General features: G+C 76.1%; 3 protein-coding genes. All 3 read right to left on the bottom strand.

Features of this window, described 5'->3' with window-relative positions; genetic code table 11:
- Positions 1-85: 85 nt before the first annotated feature.
- The gene (locus ACGF13_RS18290; RefSeq protein WP_392875839.1) at positions 86-628 is read right to left on the bottom strand and encodes a TetR/AcrR family transcriptional regulator; all 543 of its coding nucleotides are present in this window, start codon (positions 626-628) and stop codon (positions 86-88) included.
- A 97-nt stretch (positions 629-725) separates the two neighbouring features.
- Positions 726-3,947 (bottom strand): type I polyketide synthase, encoded by a 3,222-nt coding sequence (locus tag ACGF13_RS18285; protein ID WP_392875837.1) that lies wholly within the window; start codon positions 3,945-3,947, stop codon positions 726-728.
- A gap of 119 nt (positions 3,948-4,066) precedes the next feature.
- Positions 4,067-12,461, bottom strand: an 8,395-nt coding sequence (locus tag ACGF13_RS18280; RefSeq protein WP_392875834.1) for an SDR family NAD(P)-dependent oxidoreductase, incomplete at its 5' end; no start/stop codon positions are given.

Genomic DNA, 12,461 nt, shown 5'->3' with positions numbered 1-12,461 from the left:
GGCCGGTCTCCGGCCGACCGGACGACAGCCGGCCGGACGGCAGCCGGTTCGACGGGCCGGGGGCGGCCCCGCGGGAGGGGGCGGCTCAGGGGCGGGGCCGGAGGCCGTCGATGAGGACGGCGAGGACCTGGTCGCTGTCCTCGGGGGCGTGCTCGCGGGCCCAGGCGGCGGAGGCGATCAGGGTGAAGAGGCCGTTGGCGGTGACGTCCTGGCGGGCCTCACCGGCGAGGTGGGCGCGTTCGAGCAGGAGGCGGCCGGAGGACTGCATCGCGGTACACGCGCTGTTGAGGTCGGAGGCCTCGTCCTTGAGACTCTCCATCAGCATGGTGACCAGGCCGCGGTAGAGGGTGGCGTGCGCGACGGCCGCGCGCACCCAGGCGGCGAGGGCCTCGCCCGGGGACTTGGTGGTCATCAGTTCCTCGGCGGTGTCGCCGAGTTCCTTGAGGCTGTCCCGCAGCATCGTCTCCAGCAGGCTCTCCCGGGTGGGGAAGTGGCGGTAGAGGGTCGCGTTGCCCAGGCCGGCCTGGCGGGCGATGTCGTCCAGCGAGGCCTGGGTGCCGTGCTGCTCGAAGGCCGACTTGGCCTCCGCGAGGAGTCGCTCGTAGTTGCGGCGGGCGTCTGCGCGCATGGTGCCACCTTCTTCTAGCCGTACTGGGCGTGGTGCTGCCCCCGCCGGTCGTGGGGGCAGCACCGTACCGGGGCCTTTCCCCGGATTCTAGCCCGTGCTACCCGTCGGCCGACCCGTCCTCCCCGGCGGCGGAGGCCTCCTCGGTCAGTTCGGTGAGCAGCCGCTTCGCCAGGCCCGCCGGGGTCGGGTGCTCGAAGGCGATCACCGCGGGCAGGTCCAGGCCGGTCGCCGCGCAGAGCAGGTTGCGCAGCTCCAGGCCGGTGAAGGAGGTGAATCCGGCGTCCAGGAAGGAGACGTCGGCCGCGATCTCCTCGACCGACTCGTACCCCAGCACCGAGGCGGCCGAGCCCCGTACCAGGTCGAGCAGCAGCGTCTCGCGCTCCGCGTCGGCTTCCAGGGCGGCGAGTTGCCGGCGCAGGACGGTCCCCCCGGGGGCGTCGGCGTTCTCCCCGAGGGCCTCGGGGAGAACGGGGGAACCGTCCGGCGCCGGGGTCGAGGCGACCCGCCCGGAGGCCGGGTCGGCGTGCCGGGCGGGGCCGTGCAGCCAGTAGCCGCGGCGCTGGAAGGCGTAGGTCGGCAGCGGCAGCGCGCCGGTGCCGTCCGTGGGGACGGGGCGGTGCCAGTCCACCGGTCGGCCGTGGGCCCAGGCGAGGCCGAGCGCGGCCAGCAGGGTCCGCCCCTCCGGGCGGTCGGCGCGCAACACCGGGGTGAGGACCAGTGGTTCGGCGGGCAGGCTCTGCCCGGCCATCGCCGACAGCACCCCGTCCGGTCCGAGCTCCAGCAGGATCCGCACGCCCTGCCCGGCCAGGTACCGGACGCCCGCGTGGAAGCGGACCGCCCCGCGCACCTGCCGCACCCAGTACTCGGGGCTGCCCAACTCCTCCGCGGTGCCCGGTCGTCCGGTCAGGTTGGACACCAGCGGGATCGTCGGCGGTCGGAACGTCAGGCCCGCGATCGCGCGGCCGAACTCCGCCAGGATGCCGTCCATGTGCGGGGAGTGGAAGGCGTGGCTGACCCGCAGCCGCTTGGTCTTGCGGCCGTTGCCGCGCCAGTGCGCCAGGGCCTCGGCGGCGGCATCGGCGTCACCGGAGAGCACCACCGCCTGCGGGCCGTTGACCGCCGCGATCTCCAGCCGCCCGGCGAAGCGTCCGCCACCGTCCGCGTCCAGGAACGCGCGGACCTCCTCCTCGGAGGCCTGCACCGACAGCATCGTGCCGTCCGAGCGGGCCGACTGCATCAGCCGGGAACGCTCGTCGACCAGGGTCACCGCGTCCGCCAGGCCCAGCACCCCGGCCGCGTGGGCCGCGGCCACCTCGCCGACCGAGTGCCCGAGCACGAAGTCCGGGACCAGGCCGTGGTGTTCCAGCACCTGGTACAGCGAGGTCTCCAGCGCGAACAGCGCCGCCTGCGCGTAGCGGGTGGAGTGCAGCAGCTCCGCCTCCGGGGTGCGGGGCGCGGCGAACACCACCTCGCGCAGCGGTCGTTCCAGCCGTCGGTCGAACAGCGCGCACACCTCGTCGAAGGCGGCGGTGAACTCGGGGTGGCTGCCGTACAGTTCCCGGCCCATGCCGAGTCGCTGGCTGCCCTGGCCGGTGAACAGGAACGCCGTCCCGGCCCCGCGGTCCGCCCGCCCGGTGACCACCGACGCGGCCGTGCCACCCGCGGCGAGGGTCTCCAGGCCGCGCAGCAGTTCCTCGCGGTCCTCGCCGACCACCACCGCGCGGTCCTTGAACGCGCTGCGGGCGGTCAGGGCCCGGGCCACCTCGGCGGGCTCGTACGAGGGGTGCGCGCGCAGGTGGTCGAGCAGCCGGGCGGCCTGCCCGGCGAGGGCGGGGCGGCCCTGTCCGGACAACACCCACGGCACCAGCGGAAAACGCGCACCGGCGGCTTCCGCACCTTCCGCCGATTCCGCGGCTTCCGCCGGTGCGGACTCGACGGCCGGCGCCTCCTCCACGATCACGTGCGCGTTGGTGCCGCTGATCCCGAAGGAGGACACCGCGGCGCGGCGCGGGCGCTCGGCCGCAGGCCAGGGCCGCGGCTCGGTCAGCAGCCGCACCCCGCCAGTCCAGTCGACGTGCGGACTCGGCTCGTCCACGTGCAGGGTCTGCGGCAGGCGTCCGTTCCGGAGAGCCATCACCACCTTGATGATGCCCGCGACCCCGGCGGCGGCCTGGGTGTGCCCGATGTTCGACTTGAGGGCGCCCAGCCACAGCGGTCGTCCCGGGTCGCGCTCACGGCCGTAGGTGTTGACCAGCGCCTGGGCCTCGATCGGGTCGCCCAGCGTGGTGCCGGTGCCGTGCCCCTCGACCGCGTCCACGTCCTGCGGGGTGAGGCGGGCGTTGGCCAGCGCCTGGCGGATCACCGCCTCCTGGGCCGGGCCGTTGGGCGCGGTGAGGCCGTTGCTGGCGCCGTCCTGGTTGACGGCGCTTCCGCGGACCACCGCCAGCACCCGGCGGCCGTTGCGGCGGGCGTCGGACAGCCGCTCCAGCACGAGCAGCGCCACGCCCTCGCCGAAGCCCGTACCGTCCGCGGCGGCCGCGAAGGACTTGCAGCGGCCGTCGGCGGACAGCCCCCGCTGGCGGCTGAACTCGGTGAACAGGCCCGGCGTGGTCAGCACCGTGGCGCCCCCGGCCAGGGCGAGCGAGCACTCGCCCTGCCGCAGCGACTGCACCGCCAGGTGCAGCGCCACCAGCGAGGAGGAGCAGGCGGTGTCCACGGTGACCGCCGGGCCCTCGAAGCCGAAGGTGTACGAGATCCGACCGGTGGCCACCGACGGCGCCGTGCCGTTGCCGATGAACCCCTCCAACTCCTCGGGGACGTACGGAAGCCGGGCCGCGTAGTCGCTGTACATCAGGCCCGCGAACACCCCGGTCCGGCTGCCCCGCAGGGTGTGCGGGTCCAGCCCGGCGTGCTCGAAGGCCTCCCAGGTGGTCTCCAGCAGCAGTCGGTGCTGCGGGTCGGTGGCCAGTGCCTCGCGCGGGCTCAGCCCGAAGAAGCCGGCGTCGAACTCGGCGGCGTCCGGGAGGAAGGCGCCGTGGCGGGTGTACGAGGTGCCGGGCCGGTCCGGGTCGGCGTCGTACAGCGTGTCGACGTCCCAGCCCCGCCCGTCGGGGAAGTCTCCGATGACGTCGGTGCCGGAGTCGACGACCCGCCAGAGGTCCTCGGGGCCGCGGATGCCGCCGGGGTAGCGGCAGCCGATGCCGACGATCGCGACCGGCTCCTGGGCGGCCGCCTCCAGTTCTGCGAGCCGTTGTCGCGTCTCGTGCAGGTCGGCGGTGACCCACTTGAGGTAGTCGACCAGCTTCTCCTCGTTGCTCATCGGTGTGCTCGCCGTCTCTTCCGCAGTCGTTCGTTCCGGGGCCGTGCGAGGGGTCGGGGCCTTGGGAGGGGTTGGGGGCGTGGCAGGGGCTGGGGTCGTGGCAGGGGCCGGGTCCTTGGTCATCGCGATCCGCCCTTTCCGCGGAACTCGCTGTCGATCAGATCGAGGATCTCGGCGGCCGAGGCGGACTGGATGCGCGAGGCCACGTCGGCCTCCGCGCCGCCGGTCTGCTCCGACTCCCAGCCGCGCAGCAACTCGCGCAGCCTGCGGCCGATCTCCGCCCGGATCGCCGGGTCCTCCTCCGGCGTCCGCACCAGGAGCTTCTCCAGCGCGTCCAGCCCCGCCAGCGCCGAGCCGCCGAACTCCGGTGCCGAGGCGGCGGACCGGGCGGGCTCCGCCTCGGTGAGCAGCCGGGCCGCCAGCGCCGCGGGAGAGGGGTGGTCGAAGACCACGGTGGCGGGCAACCGTACGCCGGTCGCCGCGTTCAACCGGTTGCGGAAATCCACCGCCGTCAGCGAGTCGAAGCCCAGCTCCTTGAAGGACTGCTCGTCGTCGACCGCCGAGGAGTCCGCGTGCCCGAGGACCAGCGCGGCGGTGTCCCGGACCAGGTCGAGCACCAGCCGTTCCCGCTGTGCCTGCGGCACCGCCGCCAGCCGCTCGGCCAGCGACCTGGCCGGCTGCACGGTGCCGCGTCGCGCCGTGCGCCGGACGAGACCGCCGAACAGCGGGGGCAGCAGGCCCGCCGCCGCCTGGCGGTGCAGCGCCCCGGTGTCCAGCCTGGCCGCGACCAGGGCGGGTGCGGTGGAGCGCAGTGCCCGGTCGAACAGGTCGAGGCCGTCCTCCGTCGAGAGCGGTGCCACGCCGGTGCGGCCCATCCGGTCCCGTTCCCGGGCGTCCAGGTGGCCGGTCAGGCCGCTGGCGTCCGCCCACAGGCCCCAGGCCACCGAGGTGGCGGGCAGGCCCAGCGAGCCGCGCAGCCGGGCCAGACCGTCCAGGTAGGCGTTGGCGGCGGCGTAGTTGGCCTGGCCGGCGGCACCGGTGACCCCGGCGAGCGAGGAGAACAGGACGAACGCCGACAGCGGCGCCTCCAGGGTCAGCTCGTGCAGGTGCCGGGCCGCGTCGGCCTTCGCGGCCAGCACGGTGGCCAGCCGCTCCGGGGTCAGCGACTGCAGGACGCCGTCGTCGAGCACCCCGGCCGCGTGCACCACCGCGGTGAGCGGCCGGGTGGCCGGGACGGAGGCCAGCAGGGCGCCGAGGGCCTCCCGGTCGGCCGCGTCGCAGGCCTCGATCCGCACCTCGGCACCCAACTCGGCCAGCTCCTCGGCGAGTTCCTTGGCACCGGGGGCCGCGGGGCCGCGTCGGCCGGTCAGCAGCAGGTGCCGGACGCCGTGCTCGGTGACCAGGTGACGGGCCACCAGGGCGCCGAGGGTGCCGGTCGCGCCGGTGATCAGGACGGTGCCGTCGGCCGCGCCCGCCCACGGGTGGCCGGCGGGCTGCGCCGGGGCGGCGGCCAGCCGGGGGACGGACACCGTGCCGGCCCGCACGGCCAGTTCGGACTCGCCGGAGGCCAGGGCGGTCGGCAGGGCCAGGACGGCGGCCTCGTCGGCCGGGTCGAGGTCCACCAGCACCAGCCGGTCCGGGTTCTCCGTCCGCGCGGTGCGCAGCAGGCCCCACAGCGCGGCCGCCGCGGGCGTCGCCGCGTCGGCGTCCCCGACGGCGCCGCCCGGCACCAGCGGCACCAGCGTCGAGGCGGTGAAGCGCTCGTCGTCCAGCCAGCTGCGCAGCAGTGCGAGCAGCCCGCTGAGCGCGGCCCGGGTCTCCTCCGGGCCGGAGCCGGCCAGTGGCGGCAGTGCGGCCACCACCACCTCGGGGACCGGCGCCGTGCCGTCCTCGACGGCCGTGCGCAGCGCCGCCAGGTCGGTGAAGGCCGGGGCGCCGAGCAGGTCGGCGACGGCCGGGGCACCGAGCACCGTCCAGGCGCCCGGCGCCGGGGCGGGCGCGGCGGGGCCGGCGGGCAGTGCGGTCCACTCCACCGTGTGCAGCGGCAGCGCGCCGCCCTCGGCGCCCGCTCGCAGCGCGGCGAGCTGTTCGGCCGTCACCGGCCGCAGCGCCAGCGCCGCCAGCTCGGCCACCGGGGCGCCCGAGGCGTCGGCGGCGCTCAGTGCCACCGTGCCGTCCTGGGCCGGGGTGAGCCGCACCCGCAGCGCCGTGGCGCCGCGCCCGTACAGCCGCAGTCCGGCGAAGGAGAACGGCAGCCGGGGGCCCTGCCCGCCGTCCGGCGCTCCGAGCGCCAGCGCGTGCAGCGCCGCGTCCAGCAGCGCCGGATGCACGGTGTGGCCGGTGGCGTCGGTGTCCTCGGGCAGGGTCACCTCGGCGTAGAGGTCGGTGCCGTCGCGCCACAGGCCGGTCAGGCCCTGGAACACCGGTCCGTACGCGTAGCCCTGCGCGGCCAGTTCGTCGTACGCCGTCGACAGGTCGACCGCGGTTCCGGGCGGCGGCCAGGGCAGGCCGCCGGGGGCTGTCGACCCGCCGGGGGCCGTCGGGTCGCCGGGGGCGAGGAAGCCGGCGGCGTGCCGGGTCCAGCCGGGGGCGCCGGCCGTCCGGGAGTGCACCCCGACGGGCCGTCGGCCGCCCTCCTCCGGGGCGCCGACGCTGACCTGGAGGGTCACCGCGTCCCGTCCGGCGAGCACCAGCGGCGCCTCCAGCACCAGGTCCTCCACAGTGGGCACCTCGGCCTCCGGGTCGGCGAGCTCGGCCGCGTGCAGCGCGAGGTCGACGAAGGCCGTGCCGGGCAGCAGCACCGTGCCCTCGACGGCGTGGTCGGCCAGCCAGGGGTGGGTCGGGACGGAGATCCGGCCGGTCAGCACCAGCTGGTCGCCGTCCGCGAGCGGCACGCTCGCGCCGAGCAGGGCGTGCCCGGCCCGGTCCAGGCCGAGTCCGTCGGCGTCCACCGCCGTGTGCGTCGCCTCCAGCCAGTGGCGTTCCCGCTGGAACGGGTAGGTCGGCAGCTCCGGTACGGCGGTGCCGGGCGCGGCGGGTGTGGCGGGCGCCCAGGCGGCGGGGGAGGTGCCGCTGACGTGCGCCTCGGCGAGCGAGAGCGCGAAGCGCTCCGGACCGCCCTGGTCACGCCGCAGGGTGCCCAGCGCGACGGCTGCCGCGCCCGCGGCCTCGATGGTGTCCTGCACCGCCGTGGTCAGCACCGGGTGCGGGCTGACCTCGATGAAGGCGGTGTGCCCGTGGTCGAGCAGCCGTCGCACCGTCTCCTCGAAGCGCACCGGCTCACGCAGGTTGCGGAACCAGTACGCTCCGTCCAGCTCCGTGCCGGCCAGCGGCTCGGTGGTGACGGCCGAGTAGAACGGGACGTCGCCCGTGGTGGGCGCGGTGGCGGCCAGCAGCGTCCGCAGCTCCTCCTCCAGCGTGTCCACGTGCGGGGAGTGCGAGGCGTAGTCCACCGGGATCAGCCGGGCCCGGACGCCGTCGGCCTCGAAGGCGTCCCGCAGCGCCGCCAGTGCCTCCGGCGCCCCGGACACCACGGTCGCCGCAGGGCCGTTCACGGCGGCGACGTGCGCGTCCTCGCCCTTGCCGAGCCCCTTGCCGAGTCGTTCGGCGAGTCGCTCGGCGACGGTCGCGGCCGGTGCCTGCACCGACAGCATGCCGCCGGTCCCGGCCAGCCGGGTGATGGTCCGGCTGCGCAGCGCGGCGATCCTGGCGGCGTCCGCCAGGCTCAGCGCGCCGGCGAGGTGGGCGGCGGCGATCTCGCCCTGGGAGTGGCCGATCACGGCGGCCGGCTCCACCCCGTGGTGGCGCCACAGCTTGGCCAGCGAGACCATCATGGCGAACAGCGCGGGCTGCACCACGTCCACCCGGTCCAGGCCCGGCGCGCCGGGCGCCTCGGTGAGCACCTCCAGCAGGTCCCAGTCGGTGTGCGGGGCCAGCGCCTCGGCGCACTCGCCCAGGTAGCGGGCGAACTCCGGGTCGGAGTCGAGCAGTTCGCGGCCCATCGCGGCCCACTGGCTGCCCTGGCCGGGGAAGACGAACACCGCCCGGCCCGGCTGGTCGCCGACCGTGCCGCCGGTGACCACCCCCGGGGTCTCCACTCCGTCGGCGAGCGCCCGCAGTCCGGCGAGCAGGCTCTCGCGGTCCTGGCCGAGGACGACGGCGCGGTGGTCGAAGCGGGTGCGGGCGGCGAGGGCGCGGGCGACGGCGACGGACCGCGGCTCGGGCTGCTCGGCCAGGAAGGCGGTCAGCCGCCCGGCCTGCTCGCGCAGCGCCTCGGCGCTCCGGGCCGAGAGCAGCAGCGGAAGCTCCGCCGACCCGGTGGCCGGTTCCGGTTTTCCGACGGGCTGTTCGAGGATGACGTGGGCGTTGGTGCCGCTGATGCCGAAGGAGGAGACGGCGGCGCGGCGCGGCCGGTCGTCCGCGGTGCCCCACGGGCGGGCGTCGGTGAGCAGTCGGACGGTGCCGTCGGACCAGTCGACGTGGCTGGTGGGCTCGCTGACGTGCAGGGTGCGCGGGAGGGTCGCGTGCCGCATCGCCATGACCATCTTGATCACGCCGCCGACCCCCGCCGCCGCCATGGTGTGGCCGACGTTGGTCTTCAGGGAGCCGAGCCAGAGCGGGTGTTCGGTGTCGCGGGCGCGGCCGTAGGTGTTCAGCAGGGCCTGCGCCTCGATCGGGTCGCCGAGGCGGGTGCCGGTGCCGTGGGCCTCCACCGCGTCCACCTGGTCGGCCGTCAGCCGGGCGTTGGCGAGGGCCTGGCGGATGACCCGCTCCTGGCTGGGCCCGTTCGGCGCGGTCAGGCCGTTGCTGGCGCCGTCCTGGTTGGTGGCGGTGCCCCGGACCAGGGCGAGCACCGGGTGGCCGTTGCGGCGGGCGTCGGACAGGCGCTCCAGGAGGAGCAGGCCCGCGCCCTCGCCCCAGCCCGTGCCGTCCGCGTCGTCGGAGAAGGCCTTGCACACGCCGTCGGCGGACAGTGCGCGCTGGCGGCTGAACTCCACGAAGCTGGTGGGTCCGGAGAGCACGGTCGCACCGCCGGCCAGGGCGAGCGAGCACTCGCCGGCCCGCAGGGACTGCGCCGCCAGGTGCAGCGCCACCAGCGAGGAGGAGCAGGCGGTGTCCACGGACACGGCGGGGCCCTCCAGACCGAGCGTGTAGGCGATCCGGCCCGAGGCGACGCTGGCCGTCGTCCCGGTCGCCAGGTAGCCCTCGACGCTCTCCGGCGAGTGCCCGAGCCTGGTCACGTAGTCGCCCGCGACCACGCCCGCGAAGACCCCGGTGTCGCTGCCGCGCAGGGCGGTCGGGTCGATGCCCGCCCGCTCGACGGCCTCCCAGGCGGTCTCCAGTAGCACCCGCTGCTGCGGGTCCATCGCGGTCGCCTCGCGCGGGTTGATGCCGAAGAAGGCCGCGTCGAACCGGTCGGCGTCCGTCAGGAAGGCGCCCCGGCGGGTGTACGAGGTGCCGGTCCGCTGCGGGTCCGGGTCGTACAGCGCCTCGGTGTCCCAGCCGCGGTTCTCCGGGAAGTCGGTGATCCCGTCCCGACCCTCGGCCACCAGCCGCCACAGCTCCTCGGGCGAGGCCACCGCGCCGGCGAATCGGCAGGCCATGCCGACGATCGCGATCGGGTCGTCCTCGGCCGGGGCCGACGGTGCCGCGACGGCCTTCACCGGCGCCGCCTCGTCCTCGTCCAGCAGTTCGGTGCGCAGCCGGCCCGCCAGGGCGGCCGGGGTCGGGTGGTCGAAGACCAGCGAGGACGGCATCCGCAGCCCCGTCGCGCTGTTGATCCGGTTGCGCAGCTCCACCGAGGTCAGCGAGTCGAAGCCGAGGTCCTTGAACGCCCGCTCGGGCCCGACGGACTCGGCGCCGCCGTGGCCCAGCACGGCCGCGGCCTCGGCCCGGACCAGGGTGAGCAGCAGCCGGTCCCGTTCGGCCTCGTCCGCCTCGCGCAGCCGGTCGGTCAGCGAACCGCCGCCGCCCGCGGCCGCCCGAGCGGTGACCGCCGGACGCCGGAGCGGGGTGCGGACCAGTCCGCGCAGCAGCGGCGCGAGCGAGCGGTCCTCGGCGCGGGCGCGCAGCCCCGCGAGGTCCAGCCGCAGCGGGACGAGCAGCGGCTCGTCGTGGTCGAGCGCCTGGTCGAACAGGGCGAGGCCCTGCTCCGGGGCCAGCGGCGCGAACCCGGCGGCGGCCATCCGGGACAGCGCCCCGCCGTCCAGGGCGCCCGCCATGCCGCCGCCGGAGCCGTCCCCGGCCTCGGCGCCCCACAGGCCCCAGGCGAGCGAGACGCCGGGGATGCCGTTTCTGCGGTGGTACGCCGCGAGGCCGTCCAGGAAGGAGTTGGTGGCCGCGTAGTTGGACTGACCCGGGTTGCCGAGCACACCGGCGAAGGAGGAGAACAGCACGAGGGCCGACAGGTCCAGGGTCCGTACCGCGTCGGTGAGGTGCCAGGCGGCGTCCTGCTTGGGCCGGGCCACCGCGTCCAGCCGCTCCGGGGTCATCGACTCGATGGTGCCGTCGTCCAGCACCCCGGCCGCGTGGATCACGGCGGTCAGCGGGTGTTCCGGCCCGACCGAGCCGACCAGGGCGAAGGCGGTCTCCCGGTCGGCGGGGTCGGCGGCGACGATCTCCACCTCGGCACCCAACGCCGAGAGACCGGCGGCGAGTTCGGTGGCGCCGGGGGCGTCGGGGCCCCGGCGGCTGGTGAGCAGCAGGTGCCGGACGCCGTGCTCGGTGACCAGGTGGCGGGCGAGCAGGCCGCCCAGCGTGCCGGTGCCACCGGTGATCAGTACCGTGCCGTCGCGGTCCAGCGGCTTGGCCAGGGTCAGCACCACCTTGCCGACGTGGCGCGACTGGCGCAGCTGGCGGAAGGCGTCGCCGGCCCGGTGCACGTCCCAGGCCTCGACGGGCAGCGGCAGCAGCTGACCGGACTCGAAGCCCGCGGACAGCTCCGCGAGCAGTTCGGCGATCCGGTCCGGACCGGCCTCCATCAGGTCGAACGCCCGGTAGACCACGCCCGGATACTCCCGCGGGACCTGCTCGGGGTCGCGGATGTCGGCCTTGCCCATCTCCAGGAACCGGCCGCCGCGCGGCAGCAGCCGCAGCGAGGCGTCCACGAACTCGCCCACCAGCGCGTCCAGCACGAGGTCCACGCCGCGGCCCCCGGTCAGGTCCAGGATCCGCTGCTCGAACTCCAGGGTGCGGGAGTTGGCCAGGTGGGCGTCGTCGAAGCCCTGGTAGCGCAGCGCGTCCCACTTGGCCGGGCTCGCGGTGCCGTACACCTCCAGGCCGCGGGCGCGGGCCAGCTGGGCCGCGGCCATGCCGACGCCGCCCGCCGCCGAGTGGACGAGCACGGTCTGGCCGGCCCGGTAGTCACCGAGGTCGTGCAGCGCGTACAGCGCCGTGAGGAACACCACTGGCGCGCCGGCCGCCTGCGTGAAGGACCAGTGGCCGGGGACCCTGGTCAGCAGCCGCTGGTCGGTGACCGCCACCGGACCGCCCGCGCCCGACCCGAACAGACCCATCACCCGGTCGCCGGGAGCGAACCGGTCGACCCCCGGGCCGGTCGCCAGGACGTAGCCGGCGCCCTCGCTGGCGATCGGAGCCTCGCCCGGGTACTGGCCCAGCGCGATCAGGACGTCGCGGAAGTTCAGGCCCGCCGCCCGGATGCCGACCCGCACCTCGCCCGGGCCGAGCGGGGCGTCCGGGTCCTCGGCGGGCAGCAGCGCCAGGTGGTCCAGGGTGCCCCGACTCGCCGAGCCGAGACGCCAGTTGGCCGACCCGGCGGGCTCCGCCAACCCGCCCCCGGGGGCCTCCCGGCTGAGCCGGGCGGCGAGCACGGCGCCGTGGCGCAGCGCGAGCTGGTTCTCCCCGGTGACGGTCAGCGCCTGGCCCAGTGCCCGGTGCGAGGCCTCGTCCCGGTCCACGTCGACCAACAGGAACCGCCCGGGGTGCTCGCGCTCCGCCGTGCGCACCAGGCCCCAGACCGCCAGGCTCTGGTCCCGGATCGTCTCGTCGTAGCGGGTGGAGACGGCGTGGCGGGTGACCACGACCAGCCGCGAACGGCTGCACCGCTCGTCCGCGAGCCACTGCTGGAGGACCTTCAGGACTCGGCTCGGGGCCTCCCTGGCCAGCTCCACCGGGACGTACGTGCCGCGCGCCGGCCGGCCGGGGCTGACCGCGAACAGCACCTCCTCCGGTACGGGCCCGGCGGCGAGCAGCGCGTTCAGGTCCTCGTGGAGCGGGACGTCCCCGCCGAGCGCCGCGACGACGCCGATCACGTCCTGTCCCAGCACCGCACGGGTGACGGCCCGCTCTGTCTCCGGCGGGGTGGCGACGGGCTGCCAGTCGACCCGGAAGAGGCCGAGGCCGGGGTCGGCGGCGGTGGCGGACGGGGTGAGGTCGGCCGCCCGGAGGTGCAACGAGCCCACGGTGAGGACGGGGGTGCCGGTGGGGTCGGTGATGGTGAGGTGGGTGGTGTCGGGGGTGGTGGGGGTGAGGGTGGCGTGGAGGGTGGTGGCGTTG

Source organism: Kitasatospora sp. NPDC048286, assembly GCF_043201735.1.
GTDB lineage: Bacteria > Actinomycetota > Actinomycetes > Streptomycetales > Streptomycetaceae > Kitasatospora.
Note: the sequence above shows the minus strand (reverse complement) of the source record. Positions and strands in the feature narration are given on the sequence as shown.